The 15,655-nt window shown below is 63.1% G+C and carries 14 protein-coding genes; 3 read left to right on the forward strand and 11 right to left on the reverse strand.

The annotated features are described in order from the left end of the window. Positions 1–66: 66 nt before the first annotated feature. The gene (locus NKI69_RS20100; RefSeq protein ID WP_023811039.1) at positions 67–741 is read left to right on the forward strand and encodes an HAD family hydrolase; all 675 of its coding nucleotides are present in this window, start codon (positions 67–69) and stop codon (positions 739–741) included. Here NKI69_RS20100 and NKI69_RS20105 read toward each other — a convergent pair. From NKI69_RS20105 to NKI69_RS20130, 6 genes are all read right to left on the reverse strand, one after another. After that, positions 738–1,913, reverse strand: a complete 1,176-nt coding sequence (locus NKI69_RS20105; RefSeq protein ID WP_352722415.1) for a DUF930 domain-containing protein — start codon at positions 1,911–1,913, stop codon at positions 738–740. The two genes, NKI69_RS20100 and NKI69_RS20105, sit on opposite strands and share 4 nt — an antisense overlap. Before the next feature lie 108 nt (positions 1,914–2,021). After that, positions 2,022–2,780: a 5'/3'-nucleotidase SurE gene (locus tag NKI69_RS20110; RefSeq protein ID WP_352722416.1), complete on the reverse strand. Its 759-nt coding sequence runs from the start codon at positions 2,778–2,780 to the stop codon at positions 2,022–2,024. After that, positions 2,777–3,943: an MBL fold metallo-hydrolase gene (locus NKI69_RS20115; RefSeq protein ID WP_352722475.1), complete on the reverse strand. Its 1,167-nt coding sequence runs from the start codon at positions 3,941–3,943 to the stop codon at positions 2,777–2,779. Before NKI69_RS20115 ends, NKI69_RS20110 begins: the two co-directional genes overlap by 4 nt. After that, positions 3,943–5,022 carry an ABC transporter ATP-binding protein gene (locus tag NKI69_RS20120; protein ID WP_352722417.1) on the reverse strand — a complete coding sequence of 360 codons (1,080 nt, stop codon included), beginning with the start codon at positions 5,020–5,022 and terminating at the stop codon, positions 3,943–3,945. The genes NKI69_RS20115 and NKI69_RS20120 overlap by 1 nt, the downstream gene beginning before the upstream one ends. Beyond that, positions 5,010–6,713 carry an ABC transporter permease gene (locus tag NKI69_RS20125; RefSeq protein WP_352722418.1) on the reverse strand — a complete coding sequence of 568 codons (1,704 nt, stop codon included), beginning with the start codon at positions 6,711–6,713 and terminating at the stop codon, positions 5,010–5,012. Before NKI69_RS20125 ends, NKI69_RS20120 begins: the two co-directional genes overlap by 13 nt. 88 nt (positions 6,714–6,801) lie before the next feature. Beyond that, positions 6,802–7,788, reverse strand: a complete 987-nt coding sequence (locus NKI69_RS20130) for an ABC transporter substrate-binding protein (protein WP_128305052.1) — start codon at positions 7,786–7,788, stop codon at positions 6,802–6,804. Between the two features lie 256 nt (positions 7,789–8,044). Here NKI69_RS20130 and NKI69_RS20135 point away from each other — a divergent pair, with 256 nt between their 5' ends. After that, on the forward strand, positions 8,045–9,016 hold the full coding sequence (locus tag NKI69_RS20135) for a sugar-binding transcriptional regulator (RefSeq protein WP_352722419.1): 972 nt from the start codon (positions 8,045–8,047) through the stop codon (positions 9,014–9,016). A 45-nt stretch (positions 9,017–9,061) separates the two neighbouring features. Here the strand turns inward: NKI69_RS20135 and NKI69_RS20140 are convergent, their stop codons facing one another. From NKI69_RS20140 to NKI69_RS20160, 5 genes are all read right to left on the reverse strand, one after another. After that, positions 9,062–9,430, reverse strand: a complete 369-nt coding sequence (locus tag NKI69_RS20140) for a hypothetical protein (protein WP_352722420.1) — start codon at positions 9,428–9,430, stop codon at positions 9,062–9,064. A gap of 111 nt (positions 9,431–9,541) precedes the next feature. Continuing rightward, entirely contained in the window at positions 9,542–10,924 is a 1,383-nt protein-coding gene (locus NKI69_RS20145; protein WP_352722421.1) for a pyruvate dehydrogenase complex dihydrolipoamide acetyltransferase, read from the reverse strand. Positions 10,925–10,927: 3 nt separating this feature from the next. Beyond that, entirely contained in the window at positions 10,928–11,926 is a 999-nt protein-coding gene (locus NKI69_RS20150; RefSeq protein ID WP_352679566.1) for an alpha-ketoacid dehydrogenase subunit beta, read from the reverse strand. Next, positions 11,926–12,954 (reverse strand): thiamine pyrophosphate-dependent dehydrogenase E1 component subunit alpha, encoded by a 1,029-nt coding sequence (locus NKI69_RS20155; RefSeq protein WP_352722422.1) that lies wholly within the window; start codon positions 12,952–12,954, stop codon positions 11,926–11,928. The genes NKI69_RS20150 and NKI69_RS20155 overlap by 1 nt, the downstream gene beginning before the upstream one ends. A gap of 2 nt (positions 12,955–12,956) precedes the next feature. Beyond that, positions 12,957–14,285 carry an NAD(P)H-dependent oxidoreductase gene (locus NKI69_RS20160; RefSeq protein WP_352722423.1) on the reverse strand — a complete coding sequence of 443 codons (1,329 nt, stop codon included), beginning with the start codon at positions 14,283–14,285 and terminating at the stop codon, positions 12,957–12,959. A 386-nt stretch (positions 14,286–14,671) separates the two neighbouring features. On the opposite strand from NKI69_RS20160, the gene NKI69_RS20165 reads away from it, so the two are divergent. Beyond that, positions 14,672–15,622: a MurR/RpiR family transcriptional regulator gene (locus NKI69_RS20165; RefSeq protein WP_352722424.1), complete on the forward strand. Its 951-nt coding sequence runs from the start codon at positions 14,672–14,674 to the stop codon at positions 15,620–15,622. Positions 15,623–15,655 lie beyond the last annotated feature (33 nt).

Below are 15,655 nucleotides of genomic sequence, written 5' to 3' on the forward strand. Positions count from 1 at the left end.
CGCGCTATTGAACATTTGACTTTTTGCCGATAGCGATGTGCGAAAATTGACTCGAGAGGGAAACGCGTGGCGCGACCAAGGCCTATTATTTTCGATTGCGACGGCGTTCTTGTCGACAGCGAGCCGCTGGCCGCCCGCGCCTATGAGCGCGTCTACGAAAAGCACGGCATGCCCGGTGTCAACACCAGCATCATCGCCCAATGCGTCGGCATGAAGCAGTCCGATATCATCGCCAGGATCAAGGAATTGACCGGGCACCAATTTCCGGCGGCGGCGGACGGCGACATCTGGGCCGAGACCAAGGTGCTGTTCTCGCAGGAATTGAAGCCGACACCGGGAATCACTGCGTTTCTCGCGACGCTTGCGGGCGACCGCTGTGTCGCCTCGTCCTCCTCCGTCGAGCGCATAAACCACAGCCTTGCCGTGACCGGGCTGGCGCGTTTCTTCGGCGACGCGATCTACAGCTCCTCGATGGTCAAGAACGGCAAGCCCGCGCCGGACATCTTCCTCTTCGCGGCGGACAAGATCGGCGCCAATCCCGTTGACTGCATCGTCATCGAGGACTCGCCCTTCGGCATCCAGGGCGCTGTCGCCGCCGGCATGACGGCGATCGGCTACACCGGCGGCGGCCATACCTATGCCGAGCACGCCGCGCGGCTGACAGCTGCCGGTGCCGATTTCGTCTGCGCCGACTGGCAAGAAGTTAGCCGGCAATTGGCTAGGTTTGGTGTGCCGGCCTAGTTTAGGCGATACTTTGTGAATCCACGGCTGGCCCATTCGCCAGGCGGCACCAATGAGCCCACACGGAAGTTGAAGGACAGGACCTTGGTCGCATCGGCGTCGACTTCGCATCGGAAATTTAGGTTATACCAGGCGTTTCTGGTGCTGAAGGCGGCCTGCGGAGGATTGAGAACATTGCCTTTGTCCAGCGTGATGGTTGGCACCCATTGGACCGTATAGTCGGCAGTTTGCAATTCCCGGCTCAGAACGTTGCCGCAAAGGGTGGCCACGCGCTGACCGCGCGGCACATTCTCCATGGAGCTTGTAGCGAACGCATTGCCGGTTGCCCCTTGCGAGTAAAGCTTTCTGACGCCAGGAAGGCCGGAATAGATCGGTGATCCCGCAAGGGCGTTGTTGGTGGGATTTGACCTTCCAGCATTCCCGCTCGGCGCTTTGAAAGCTTTTGCGGGTTTGAACGTCATTGTCTTGGCAGGTTTGGCTTTGGGCTTTGCCTTTTCGGTCGAGGCTGGAGGCGCCGGCTTGTCACCGGTCTCAGCCGTCAATGGCTTTGGCGTCACGACGGCTTGCTTTTCGTCGGGTTGCGGTGCGGGTTCCTGTTTGTCCGGCTGCTGTTTGTCGGTGTCCTCGGTCGCCTGCTTCTCCTCGCTTTGCGCGGGCTTTTCGTCCGGCGCAACGGTGGCTGGCTTCTCGTCAGACTTGCTGGGCTCTGCCTTCTGCTGTGGCGTTGCAGCCGGGGCGGGCTGGGTCGGCGCGGGTGTCGGTGCTACAGGCGGCTTCGGCGCCTCATCCTTGGCCGGCGACGGCGTGTTGGGTTTAGCGCTGCTTCCGTCGAGCGATTTCTCCGGCCCGGTATCTTTCTGGCCGTACTGGAAAACGCGCTTCAAAACCTGGTCGTCTGGCGGTTTCGGCGGTTCCGGAGGCGGCTTTTGTTCAGGCGGCTTTTCAGCCTTCTTTTCAGGTGTCGGCTCCGGTGGCTTTGGAGCAGGTTTCGGCTTGGGCTTTTCGGGCGGGGGCACGATCGCGACATTGACGGGCTGTTCCTGCTGAGCCGGCTGCTGCTCGGGTCTCGGCAGGCCATAGACCAGAAACGCCGCGATGAGTGCATGCAGGATCAGCGATGCGGGCAAAGCCCACAGCAGATGCCGCCGCCGTTCTCCTGTTTCGCCCTTCATCCGCACCGATGTGGAATGAAATGGCGGCGGCTTCAAGCATAGGTAGTGGATTGGCTTGATTTAACCGCTGACAGGTTGGTGATCGGATGACGACGCGCAGACCCCAGGTCAGCCAGTTTGCCGCTGGCGCGGGATCCTGTCCAGAAACCGTTCGTCCAGCCGTGTCTCGCCAAACCAGTTCAGCCGGTTGATGCTGATAAAGCCGGCATCGATCGCCTCGTTTTCGTCACCCGGCTCACTTGCATGAGCGCGCCCGCGCGGCACGGTGATGACCGTGCGTTCGCCGTCGCTTTCCACGATCTCGGCCTTGCGGGCGATCTTGTCGCGGCCGATGCGCGGCTGCCGGATTTCGGCCGGCAGCAAGGTCGGCAGGTTGATGCTCAGCCAATGCCCCTCAGCGGCCCAGTCGGCGCGCGATTGCCACAATGAAGCGATCAGCGCGCCAAGCCATTGGTCGTCGCCATCGGTGAAATCAGGATTTTTCACGCGTGAGAAGCCGATGGCTGGAACGCCCCAAAACGTCGCCTCCCGCGCAATGCCGAGCGTGCCGGAATAGGCAAGGTCCTCGGCAACGTTGCGGCCATCGTTGACGCCCGACAGCACAAGGCCCGGTTTGTCGGAATCGGCGAACAGCCAGGTCATGGCGCTTACCACGCAATCGGCCGGGGTGCCGGAACAGGAGTACCAGTTCGGCTTGACGCGCCCCATGGTCAACGGCCTGGCAATCGTCAATGACGAGCCGGCAGCAGTGCGCTTGCCGTCGGGCGCGACCACCCAGACATCGTCGCTCAACCCGCCGGCGGCCTTGACGAGACGGGCAAGCCCCGGCGCTTCGATGCCGTCGTCGTTGCAGATCAGAATTCTCATCGTTTTCTTGCCTCCGACACCACCATGCGCTGGCCGGTGCGGCACTGCGTCCGCAGCGACGGGATGTGGGTTTGCAGATCGCCGAGAAGGTCCGGCGTGCAGGAATGACCGAGTGCTGCGGGACGCCCGGCCTTCTCCCAGATGTCAACATTGCCCGACAGCGTCGGATGGGTCGGCATGCGCACCCAGTCCGCCCGGCCGGCCTTGTGCAACAGATCGCCCGGCGAACCTGACGGCAGATGGCCGGTAAGCAGCACCGGAAAACCGGAATTGTCGGCACGCGGCAAGAGGCGCGACGACGGGCCGGCCTCACCCATACCGTCATCCGCCAGCAACGGCATTGGCGGCAGAGGATCGGCATCGGTCCAGTCGGCTGCGTCTTGCAGGCGGCGAAGCAAGAGTTCTGAGACACCTGGCAACAGGGATGCGGTGGCGCCGATCTGCGCTTCCAGCGACGAACGCATGCCGGCATGGATCGCGAAAGGCCCAGGCAAGGCCGCGATCAGCTCCAGCGACCGACCCGAGAGCGGCGTCGGCAAAAGACACCCGCCCGAATGCCTCGCAACCCACTGCGAGATTTCGAGCGCCCGCGCCGCCCCCGGCACCGGATCGGCGCCATAGGAAGCATCGAGGACAAGAAGATCGCACCCGGGAATCGTGTCCATCACGAAGACATTGCTGTCCGGCACCACGTCGGCGGAATAGGCGACGCGGCTCTCGCCATCGTCCACGGCAAACCAGACGCCCCCCACCACATGCCCGGAGCGTCCCGTCCGGATCGTGAGATTTCCGCTCTTCAGCGTATCGCCGGGTTCGAACAATTCGATGCGGTCTCCGGGGAAAGGGAACCGCCTGAAATCCTCGGGCTCAGCATAGCCGGCGAGCGTGGCAGGCGCCTCATTGCGGGTCTCCGCCGTCATGAAAATCGGGCCGGCATAGCCGCGCGACAGCAGCCAGCTCAGCGCGCCGACATGATCCTCATGCGCATGCGAGACGAACAGCGCATCGATGTCGGCGGCCGACCCGTTCAGCACCGGATAGTAGTCCGCCCCCGAGGCGCCGACCTTGATGCCGACGTCGAGCAGGATGCGATCCTTGCCGCTGCTGACAGCAAGGCTGGTGCGGCCCTTTTCGCCAAAGCCGCCGAGCAGGTCGAGCATCATCACGCTGCTGCCCCCGCCGCCGGGATCAGCCAGCCGGAGCGTATCCGCAGACGCGCCTGGGCTCCGCTCTCCAGCACGACCGGATCGGGCTGTTCGAAATGCAAGGTGAGATCGAGGCTGGTCGAAGGCGTGAATTCGATGCGCGCCGAGCCACCCTGGTAGATCACCCGCTTGACCAGGCCGTCGAAGCCGGGACCGTCCGGCGACACGTCGAGATCAGCCGACCGGCAGCAGATCTTGGCGCCAGCGCGCGGCCGCTCGCCTGGCCGGCAGCGGACAATCAGCTCAGTCCCGAGAACCCGGACCTTGCAGTGGCCCGCCTGCTCCGCGCTCAGCACGTCGGCGGGCAGCAAAATGCCTTGCGAAATGAAGGATGCGACCATTTCATTTGCCGGCTCATGATAGAGCTCGCGCGGCGTCGCCAGCTGGGCAAGGCGCCCGCCATCCATCACCGCGATGCGGTCGGCCAATGCCATCGCCTCGGCCTGATCATGGGTGATGTAGACGATGGTGGTGCCGGTGCGCTTGTGGAACGATGCGAACTCGTCCTCCATCGATGCCCTCAGATGCACGTCGAGATTGGCGAGCGGCTCATCGAACAGCACTAGCGAGGGCGCGGCGACAAGGCAGCGCGCCAGCGCCACGCGCTGGCGCTGGCCGCCGGAAAGATTGGCCGGCCGACGCTCGCCCAGCCCTTGCAGATTGACAAGGGCCAGTGCGTCTTCAACCTTCCGGCGGGCGACGGCCTTGTCGAGCTTCGCCACCTTCAGCGAATAGCCGATGTTCTCGGCCACCGTCATATGCGGCCACAGCGCATAGTTCTGGAAGACGATGCCGACGCGCCGCTTTTCCGGCGCGACGCTGCCGCCCTTGCCCGACACGACCTCGCTGCCGATGCGGATTTCGCCCGACGTCACTTTCTCGAATCCGGCGACGAGCCTCAGCAACGTCGTCTTGCCGCAGCCGGAAGGGCCGAGCACTGCCAGGAACTCGCCGTCGGCGACGTCGATCGACACGTCCTTGACGGCATCGAAATTGGCGAAGCTCTTGGTCACATTGTCCAGGCTCAATCGCGCCATGGCAGCACTCCGGTCGGAAGGTAGGGGGCAAGCAGATTGGTCACCAGCATCAGCGCGAAAGTGACCGCCACGGTGATGACGGACATCGCCGCCGCATAGTTGGAATCGCCGCCCTGCTCGAAGGAGAACATCACCACGCCGATCGTTTCCGAGCCCGACGACCACAGCAGCGCCGAAACGGTGAGTTCGCTCAGTGCCGTCATGAAGATCAGCAGGCCGCCGGCGATCGCCGCCGGTGCCACCAGGGGAAAGATGATCGTGCGCATGCGGGTGAACAGCCCGGCGCCGGCCACTTGCGCAGCCTCCTCCAGCGCCCGGTCGATCTGGTGATAGCCGCTGATGGTCGGCCGCAGCGCCAGCACCAGGAAACGGGCGAGATAGGCGTAGAGGATGATCCAGACGGTGTTGTAGAGCTGGATGCCGGTCAACGGGATCGGCCGCAGGAACATGAGCAGCGAGGCGATCGCCAGCACCACGCCTGGCAAGGCATAGGGCAGCTCCACCGACAGATTGAGCAGCCGCACCCAGCGCTGCTTGCCCCACGCGATCAGATAGCCGATCGGCACTGCGACCAGAACCGCGAAGAAGGCCGCCGCGATCGACAGCCAGAAGCTGTTGAAGAAGGCGCGGCTGGCCGCGTCATGCTCGAACAGCACGAAGCGATAATTGTCGAGCGTTGCCGTCTTGGCGGTGAGCGCGATGCCGTAGCCCGGCACCAGCGATGTCAGAACCAGCCCGAACAGCGGCAGGAACAGCACCACGATGATCAGCAGCCACATGCCGGCCTGGACCGTAGGCCGCCAGCGACCGAGTTCATAGGGCTCGGCCGAAAGCGACGTGGAGCTGATGCGATAGTCCCGGCGGCGGCTCATGATCTCCTGGGCAAGGATGCCCGCCATGGCGATGATGCCGATCAGCACCGACAGGAACGCGGTTTCGCCGAGCACGGCAGCGCCGCCGCCGGCCAGCTTCTGATAGATCAGCGTCGGCAGCACGAGATAGTTGGCGGGAATGCCGAGAAAGGCCGGAATGCCGAAATTGCCGACGCAAGAGACGAAGGCAAGTGCGGCGGCGGCCATGATCGAGGGCGTCATCAACGGCAGCACGATGGTGACCAGCACGGTGAACCAGCCGGCACCGCCCGCCCGCGCCGCTTCGACCAGTTCGCGCGGCAGCTTGCGCAGGCCGGCGCGCACCAGCAGGAAGACCAGCGGGCCATACTGCACGCCGAGCAGCAGGATGATGCCCGAGGTGGAATAGAGCGGGTTCCTGGTCCCGAGCGGCGGTGCCGCCCCGAACAGCTTGAGGAACGGGCTTGCCGGGCCGAACAGCTGCAGCCAGGCAAGCGCCGTCACCTGCGGCGCGATCATCAGGGGCATGACGTAACAGAGCACCATGGCGCTGCGAGCGCGGATATCGGTCAGAGTGACGAGGACGGCCACCAGCGTTCCCGACAGCACCGCAAGCAGGGTGCCGCCGATACCGACGACCAGTGTGTGCCAGGTGGCGATCCAGGTCGCCGGACTGGCGAGCCCCACCTTTATCGCGACGGTCGACAGCGTGCCGCCGGGTGCCACGATTTCCTTGATCAGGCGCAGCATCGGCAGCAGCGAAAGCAGGACGATGACGATGGCCACCGCCGCCGTCAGGACCATTTCCTGGCCCCGGCGTTCCCTGATCCGTGTTGACATGATTGCTTTTCCTGGGATCGATCAGCCGATGCGCTCGGGTTTCGCAGTCGGCATGCCGCTAGAGGGGCATGCCGACTGGATTGCCGGCTCAGCCGCCGAACAGTTCCGAGAATTTCGCCTTGTCGGCGTCGGTCTTGGCGACGATTGCCTTGGTGTCGAACGACATCACCTTGACCTTGACGCCTTCCGGCAGCCATTCGGGGCGGCCGACCGAGGCGCGCGCCGGCAGATAGCCCATCGAAAGCGCAAGCTTCTGGCCGTCATCGGAAAGAATGAAGTCGACGAACTTCTTGGCGCCATCGACATTCCTGGCGGTCTTCATGATGGCGACCGGTTCGGTCACTGCCGGCACACCTTCCGAGGGGAACACGAATTCGACCGGGGAACCTTTCTTCTTGGCGTTCATCGCCATGAAGTCGACAAGGATGCCATAGGGCTTCTCGCCCGATGCCACCGACTTCAGGACCGCACCGTTGCCGCGCACGCTGACGGTGTTGTTGGTCTTCAGCTTCTGGAAGAAATCCCAGCCATAGTTGGTATCGCCGACGAAGCCCGAAAGCAGGTAGGCGGCGGCACCCGAATAGAGCGGGCTCGGCATCACCAGGCCATCGGCATAGGCGGGCTTGGCAAGATCGGCCCAATGCTGCGGCTTCTCGGTCGCCGCGGTGTTGTAGACGATGCCGGTGGTGATCAGCTTGCTGCCGAAATAGGTCTTGTCGGCATCATAGGCATCCGCTTCGATGCCGTCGAGCTTTGCCTCGGGATAGGGCAGCAGCCGGTCGTCCTTCTTCAACAGCTCCATGCTGACCGCGTCAGCGATCAAAAGCACATCGGGCTGCGGGCTGCCGGCGGCAAACTCGGCTGCCATCTTGGTCAGGATGTCGCTCGTTCCCGAGCGATAGATATTCACATCGATACCCGGCTGCGCCTTCTTGAAGGCATCCACGGTCTTGGCCGCGTCGGCTTCCGGCTGGGACGTGTAGAGAGTCAGTGTTTCGGCGTTTGCCACGCCAGCAAACAAAGTTGCCGCGAGCGCCAGCTGGCTGGCCAGCAGCTTGATGAAGTGCGTCTTCAATGAGACCTCCTGTCTTTCTGTGCATGACCGGTCCGGCTCTGGCCGGCTACCCGTCTCTTCCTCCCTGCACGGCGCATATGACTGGTGGATGACACAGCGCGTGAAACCCACAAAATATGTTCATATGTACGATGTCAATTACAAATGAACAAAACTGTGCGACAATCGACGCGCCGGCGATCGGCATCGATTGACATCCGGCCGGTGTTTCCTGATGAGCGCCGGGCAGGCCACGGCTCATGAGGGACAGGAACCGATGACCACAGAAAAACCCAGACAGGCTCGCCTGCCGATGGTCTCGTCGGACCTTACCGTCAAAACGGCATGGCTCTACTATGTCGAAGGTTTCACCCAGGAACAGATCGCCGAAAAGCTCGATGTCTCCAGGGTGAAGGTCATGCGTACGCTGGCCTCCTGCACCGCCGAGGGCATTGTCGTCACCATGATCAACGCGCCGACCGCCGGGCAGGTGGCGCTCGAGCGGGAACTGGAAAAGCGCTGGGGTCTGAATGCCGCCGTCGTCATCCCTACGCCTTCGGCGCATGACCATCTGGAGAAGGCCATCGGCCATGCCGTCGCGGCCTATCTCGGCGAGCAGATGCAGGACGGCATGACGCTGGCGATCGGTGGCGGCGCGACCCTGCATGCCAGCCTCGGCTTCCTTACCCGTCGGCAGTTGAAGCGTGCCTGCGTGGTGGCGCTCGTCGGCAGCCTGCCGCACTCGCAATGGATCAATCCATCCATCGTTGCTGCCAAGGTCGCCGATGTCTTCGAGGTCGACAGCTATCAGATCACCGCGCCGGTGACGGTCGACAATTCCTCGCTGCGCGATCTCCTCTGGGCGCAGCCGACCCTGCAGGATGTACGCCAACGCGCGGCCGCCGCCGACATCGCGCTGCTCACCGTCGGCGACATGTCGCCGGACGCCACCATCTTCCGGCACGGCATCGTTCCGTCATCGCTGATCGCTCCGTTGAAAGCGAAGGGCGCGGTCGCCAACATGCTGTGCTATTTCGTCGATGCCGCCGGCGGGCTGGTCGACCACGAGGTCAACAGCCGCGTCATGGCCATCGATCTCGATGTGGTCAGCAACGTGCCGAACGTGGTTCTCGCCGCGGGCGGCAAGCGAAAGGTCGCGGCGATCCTCGCCGCGCTGAAAGCCGTCGACACCAACGTGCTGATCACCGACAGCGATACCGCCACGGCGCTGCTTGCCAAGGGCGGCTGAGCCGGTTCGACTGGCCCCGGTGTTTCCCGCTACCCGTGTTTCCCGCTAAATGAGCCCGCGCTCGCGCAAAAAATCCTCGACACCGACATGGGTCATGGATTCGAATTCGGCGACCGCTTCGGCCACCCGCTTGCGCTGCGCCGCCAGCAGCGTGAACACCTGCTTCATCTCGCCGGAAACGCCGAAACGGCTCCACCGCTCGGCGATGTGGGTGGGCAAGCCGATATCGGCGCAGAACGCATCCAGGCTGTCATACCCGAGGCTGGCGACAAGCTGCCTGGTCTCCTGCGCCGACATGCGCGGCTCGAAGGCATGATCGTGCAGGCGCTGCGCCACCAGCTTGATGTCGGATGGCGACGCGCCCATGACCTTGCCGAACAGGGTTTTGACGTCAGACGGGTCGAATGCAGGCATATTTGGCCTCCCTGGATCGCAGTCCAGATAGAACATGGGTCAAGGGTTGGTGCCTGACAAGTCGTTTCTGTTTGTGAGCGCGCATGATTTGGCACCGGCTCCCGACAGGACCTAGACCAGCATGCCCATCGGGTTCTCGATCAGGCGCTTGAAGGCGACCAGCAGTTCGGCACCCAGCGCGCCGTCGACGGCGCGATGGTCGGTCGACAGCGTCACCGACATCACGGTGGCTATTCTGATCTCGCCGTTCTTGACCACTGCCCGCTCCTCGCCGACACCAACGGCCAGGATGGTCGCATGCGGCGGGTTGATGACGGCGGCAAAGTCCTTGATGCCGAACATGCCGAGGTTGGACACCGCCGTGGTGCCGCCCTGATACTCTTCCGGCTTCAGCTTGCGGCTGCGCGCCCGGCTGGCCAGATCCTTCATCTCGTTGGAGATGGTGGACAGCGTCTTTTCGTCGGCATGCCGAATGATCGGCGTGATCAGCCCGCCCGGGATCGACACGGCGACGCCGACATCGGCATGCTTGTGCTTGACCATGGCGCTTTCGGTCCATGAGGCATTGGCATCCGGCACTGCCTTCAGCGCCATGGCCATCGCCTTGATGACCATGTCGTTGACCGACAGCTTGTAGGCGGGCGCATCGCCCTTATCGGTCTTCTTCACCGGGGCTGCGGCGTTGATCTGCGTGCGCAGCGCCAGCAGCGCATCGAGCTCGCAGTCGAGCGTCAGGTAGAAATGCGGGATGGTGGTCTTGGCCTCGACCAGCCGCCGCGCAATGGTCTTGCGCATATTGTCATGCGGGACGAGGTCGTAGGAGCCCTGTTCGAACAGTTTCAGCACCTGCTCGTCCGACATCGCCTTCACCGCAGGCGCAGGAGCGCCAGCAGGAGCCTTGGCGGCAGGCGCCGCCTGGGCACCTCCACCGGCAATTGCCGCATCGACATCGGCCTTTACCACACGGCCATGCGGGCCTGTGCCACTGATGCTGGCAAGGGCAAGGCCCGCCTCGCGGGCCAGGCGTCGGGCAAGCGGTGTTGCACGGCCGGCCGATGGCGATTGGCCGATCCCCCCCCTCGTGGGGGAGATGCCAAGTGGCGGCAAAGAGGGCAGGGCAGAGGGGGGCGTGACAGAATGCGACGTTGGCGGGGCAGCGCCCCCCTCTGTCGGCTTCGCCGACATCTCCCCAACGGGTGGGGAGATTGGCGCTTCGTCCTGCTTTGTCGCAGCGACATCAGCCCCATAAGCCTCATCGTCAGCATAAATCCACGCGACGGCAGCGCCGACCGCAATATCGACACCTTCCTTGCCGCTGACATCGCGCAGGACGCCGCTGGCCGGCGCGTCGATCTCCATCGCCGCCTTGTCGGTCTCGATCTCGAACAGCACATCGCCCTTCTTGACGCGCGCGCCCTCCTCGGCGAACCAGCGCGAGATCTGTCCGGTCGCCATGTCCATGTCGACCTTGGGAAGAATGACTTCGGTCGGCATTTCTCAGCGAACCCCTTTCACGAGGTCGCGCGCGGCGGTGATGATGTCGGGAACCTGCGGCACCGTCGCCTTCTCCAACTCCGGATTGTAGGGGATCGGCGTTTCGGCGCCGCCCAGCCGCACGATCGGCGCATCGAGATAATCGAACGCTTCGCTCTCGGCGATCATGGCGCTGACCTCGGCGCCGATGCCCAGCGTCTTGACCGCTTCGTAGACGCACATCAGCCGCGATGTCTTCTTGACGCTATCGATGACGGTTTGCTTGTCCATCGGCCGGATGGTCCGGAGATCGACGACCTCGACGTCGATGCCTTCGCTCTCCAGCACGGCAGCGGCGTCGAGCGCCTTCTGCACCATGATCGAGGTGGCGACGATGGTGAGGTCCCGGCCCTCGCGGCGGATATCGGCCTTGCCGATCGGCACCGTGTAATAGCCTTCGGGCACCGGGCCCTTCATCTTGTAGAGCAGCTTGTGCTCGAAGATCATCACCGGATCGGGATCGGCGACCGCCGCCAAAAGCATACCCTTGGCATCATAGGGCGTCGCCGGCTGGATGACTTTCAGACCCGGCACATGGCCGAGCCAGGCCTCGAGGCTCTGGCTGTGCTGAGCCGCCGCACCGGTGCCGGAACCGGCGGGAAAGCGCATCACCACGGGAACCGAAACCTCGCCGCCCAGCATGAAGCGCATCTTGGCCGCCTGGTTGACGATCTGCTCCATGGCAAGCGTGGCGAAATCGGAAAACTGGAACTCGAAGATCGGCCGCATGCCGGTGAGGGCAGCGCCCACCGCAACGCCCGCGCCGCCCAGTTCCGAAATCGGTGTGTCGATGACGCGGTCAGCGCCGTAACGTTCGACCAGGTCGCCAGTGACCTGGAAGGCGCCGCCATAGACACCGATATCCTCACCCATCAGGAAGACGCGTTCGTCCATGTCCATGGCGATCGCCATGGCTTCCTGGATCGCCTGGGCGTAGCTCAGTTCACGCACCATCGCGTCCATCACGCCTGCTCCGTATACACGTAATTTCCGGTCTCGCTGATATCGGGCGATGGGCTCGCCTTGGCGAACTCGATGCCCTCGGCGATCTCTTGCGCCACGGCATCGCGAATGGCCTCGATGCCCTTGTCGTCGATGAAGCCGAATTCCCTGAGCTCGCTTTCGAACAGGGTGATCGGATCGCGGTTCGACATCCAGTCCTCGATCTCTTCCTTGGTGCGATAGCGGTTGCGGTCGCTCTTGGAATGGCCGCGATGGCGGTAGGTCTTGGACTCGATCAGCGTCGGCCCCTCGCCGGCGCGGGCTCGGGCGATGGCCTGATGAGACGCCTCGGCGACCTCGGAGAAGATGTTGCCGTTGACGATGACGCCGGGCATCGAATAGGCGGCGGCGCGCTCGGCGATGTTCTTGACGGCGGTCGAGCGGGCCGTCGATGTCGACATGCCATAGCCATTGTTCTCGCAGACGAAAATGACAGGCAGCTTCCAGACCGCCGCCATGTTGAGCGCCTCGTGGAAAGCGCCTTCATTGTTGGCGCCATCGCCGAAGAAGGAGACCACGACCTTGCCGGTCTTCATCATCTTGGAGGACAATGCCGCCCCGACGGCGATCGGGATGCCGCCACCGACGATGCCATTGGCGCCGAGATTGCCCTTGCCGACATCGGCGATGTGCATCGAGCCGCCACGGCCCTTGCAATAGCCTGTGGTCTTACCGAAGAACTCGGCGAACATGCGCTTGACCTCGGCACCCTTGGCTATGCAGTGGCCATGACCGCGATGCGTCGAGGTGATCTGGTCATCCTCGGCAAGCGGCATGCAGATGCCCATGGCGCTGGCTTCCTGGCCGATCGACAAATGCATGGTGCCGTGGATGAAACCGCGCGTGTAGCACTCCTCCGCGCCCTCTTCGAAGCGGCGGATCAGGTACATCTTGTGGAGCACCTCCCTGAGCTGCTCGGCGCTGTAGTGGCGGTAGACGAAGGGCAGATTGGCGCGACTGTCAGTGACGGCTTTGCTGGCTGTGGCCATGATCACGCTCCCACGGCCCCATAGACAAGCTTGTCCTGGCGGGCGCGCAGTTCGGCGATCTTGGAGCCCGCCGCGGGCGCTGCATTCGCGTAGGTTATGAGCTCGCCCTTCTTGATCGGCGCGGTGACCGAGCCGCCCTGCAGCAGGCCGCAGGGAATGGCCTTGGCGGCGCGCGCCTCAGGCGTCGTCATGATCCAGGCACGGTAGCAATATTCGCCGATCGCATCGAGCTTCTCGCCGGGCTTCATGTCCTTCTTGGCCACGGCGGCGACTTCGGCCACCGGTTTGGCCAGCGGCACCATGTCGGCCTTGCCGTAGAGCACGACGCGGGCGCAGGTCAGCGGCACTTCGAGCGAGGTAAGGTGATAGGGACGATGGAAAGTGAAATACGGGCCTTTGCCCATCTTCAAATCTTCCATGCGCTCGGAGATACGCGGATGCGACATGTCGGCAACGACGAAGACGCCTGGCGCGACACCCTTGCCGATCGAATAGTCGACGACGCCGACCCTCGACAGCACGCCGCCATCCTTCTGCGGCACCAGCACCTTGGACAGTTCGCCAAGCGTCGCCGCCGGGCCATGCATGCCGGCCTTGTCTGGAACCAGGCCGGTGGCATTGGCGATTGCCGCCATCTCGACCATGGTCTTGGAGCCGTCGACGAATTCGACCAGCATCCGCACGTTCATGTGCCGGCGCTTGGCTTCCTCCTCATAGTCTGGGGGAATGGCGTCGATGTTGAGCGGATTGTTCTTGCCCTTGCCTGCGGCAACGATCGGATGGCCCATGGCCGAAACGAATTCGATGAGTTCCATGCAGGAGGACGGCTCGTCGCCGGCGCCCAGCGAATAGGTGACGCCGAGCCGGTCGGCCTCGCTCTTCAGATAGGCGCCGATGGTGACGTCGGCCTCGACATTCATCATCACCAGATGCTTGCCATGTTCCATGGCGCGCAGCCCGATCTCGGCGCCGACGGCGGGAACCCCGGTGGCGTCGATGACGACGTCGATCAGATCGTTGTTGATGACCAGATTGGCGTCGTTGGTCACCGCGACCTTGCCGGCTTCCATCGCCGCGGTCATCGCCGAAACGTTGGACACTCCGCGCGCATGCCCGGTTTCCTGGAAGGCGATATCGACCGCCTTGCTGGCGGCAGGCAGGTTCAGTTCGGAAATGGCGCCGATCTCGATGCCCGACATATGGGCGACACGAGTGACGATGTCGGTTCCCATCTCGCCCGAGCCGATCAGGCCGATGCGGATAGGCTTGCCCGACTTGGCGCGTTCCTCGAGATCGCGGGCAAGGCCCGTCAACGAAACATTGGAAGCCATACCGCTCGTTCCTCCCATAATGCAGGCTTGTTCGATTGCCTGACGGGTATTGAACATCTGTATTTCTGTCAAGACTAATGTCCAGATTCTCGTGCTTAAAACCACTTTCCCGGCGGCCCGAACCATGGCCGAAAACGAGCCACGAACCGCACGGCGCGCAAAGACAGCTTCGCTCGCAGGCGCGCTGGAACGGCGCCAGCGCTGCACGCTTTTTGGGATTACGGCCGGCCGTGAAATAAAAATACCGAAATATAAAACTGTAAAATTTATCTTTCATGGCGTGTTCTCGCGTGCTAGCGTCACGTCATGAACTGGAAATGAAGTGCGCTTCCTGGGCGGCATTTCCGGTCTGTTCCAAATAGGTCTACCAAGGGACGTTGCGGTCGATGAAGACGAAAACGCCTGGCGAGAAGGCTGTGTCCGGTGAGACCGAGGTGGCCAGCGCGCTGGAAGCCAGGTTGCGTGAGGGCTGGCTGGATTTCGCCCGGACCGAGCAGGCAATGGCGCGATACCTGCTCGCCAACATCCATGACATTCCCTTTGAAACTGGCGCCACCATTGCCGCCGGCGCCGGTGTAAGCGAGGCAAGTGTCACCCGTTTCGTACGGCGTCTCGGCTACACCGATCTCAAGGAAATGAAGCGTGGCCTGCGCTCCGCACCGAAAGCCGCTGGCCCGGGCCTGGACAGTGCCGAGTTGCGTTTCCGCATCGGCGGCGAAAAGCAGGAGCGGTTGGCTCGCAGCCTGGAGATGGAGCAGCAGGCCTTGACCGCGGCCTATGGCCTTGCCCAGGGCGAGATGTGGTCCGAAATCGTTCATCTGCTGAGCACCTGCGATCGCGTGAACTGCGTCAGCTTCCAGGCAGTGAAGGGATTGGGGCTCGATTTCGCGACGCGTCTGCGCTGGGTGCGTAGCGATGTCCGCTTTGCCGAAGGTTTGGGCGGCACGTTCTCGGAAATCCTCACCGATAGCGGCGAAAATTCTTGCGTGCTGCTGATCGACACGGCGGAATACGCAGCGATGAGCTTTCGGCTGTGTGCCCAGATCAAGCGCCGAAAGATTCCTCTGATCATCGTTACCGACAAATACAGTCATTGGGCATCTGAATACACAAAACTGGCGCTCGAAGTATCGACGCGCGTCGACCTGTACTGGGATTCGACGGCCGCGATAAGTTCGGTTCTGAACCTCCTCACGCATTCCGTTGCCGAGAAACTCGGCAAATCGGCCGAGACGCGGATGAATGAGCTGGAGGATATCGCCGGGATCCTGCGAACCTTCCACAAACCGCCACGGCGCGTCGCACGGCACATCAAAGAGGAAGAAGTCGAAGAATGACGATGCATCACCCGTTGCTGAAACCGCGGACTG

It is taken from the genome of Mesorhizobium sp. M0491, assembly GCF_040321265.1.
GTDB lineage: Bacteria > Pseudomonadota > Alphaproteobacteria > Rhizobiales > Rhizobiaceae > Mesorhizobium.

Excerpts from the sequence above, each read along its gene's own strand:
- NKI69_RS20125 (WP_352722418.1), bottom strand. The coding sequence starts at position 6,713 with ATGTCAACACGGATCAGGGAACGCCGGGGCCAGGAAATGGTCCTGACG.
- NKI69_RS20135 (WP_352722419.1), top strand. The coding sequence starts at position 8,045 with ATGACCACAGAAAAACCCAGACAGGCTCGCCTGCCGATGGTCTCGTCG.
- NKI69_RS20120 (WP_352722417.1), bottom strand. The coding sequence starts at position 5,022 with ATGGCGCGATTGAGCCTGGACAATGTGACCAAGAGCTTCGCCAATTTC.
- NKI69_RS20110 (WP_352722416.1), bottom strand. The coding sequence starts at position 2,780 with ATGAGAATTCTGATCTGCAACGACGACGGCATCGAAGCGCCGGGGCTT.
- NKI69_RS20115 (WP_352722475.1), bottom strand. The coding sequence starts at position 3,943 with ATGATGCTCGACCTGCTCGGCGGCTTTGGCGAAAAGGGCCGCACCAGC.
- NKI69_RS20145 (WP_352722421.1), bottom strand. The coding sequence starts at position 10,924 with ATGCCGACCGAAGTCATTCTTCCCAAGGTCGACATGGACATGGCGACC.
- NKI69_RS20160 (WP_352722423.1), bottom strand. The coding sequence starts at position 14,285 with ATGGCTTCCAATGTTTCGTTGACGGGCCTTGCCCGCGATCTCGAGGAA.
- NKI69_RS20155 (WP_352722422.1), bottom strand. The coding sequence starts at position 12,954 with ATGGCCACAGCCAGCAAAGCCGTCACTGACAGTCGCGCCAATCTGCCC.
- NKI69_RS20105 (WP_352722415.1), bottom strand. The coding sequence starts at position 1,913 with ATGAAGGGCGAAACAGGAGAACGGCGGCGGCATCTGCTGTGGGCTTTG.
- NKI69_RS20140 (WP_352722420.1), bottom strand. The coding sequence starts at position 9,430 with ATGCCTGCATTCGACCCGTCTGACGTCAAAACCCTGTTCGGCAAGGTC.
- NKI69_RS20165 (WP_352722424.1), top strand. The coding sequence starts at position 14,672 with ATGAAGACGAAAACGCCTGGCGAGAAGGCTGTGTCCGGTGAGACCGAG.
- NKI69_RS20150 (WP_352679566.1), bottom strand. The coding sequence starts at position 11,926 with ATGGACGCGATGGTGCGTGAACTGAGCTACGCCCAGGCGATCCAGGAA.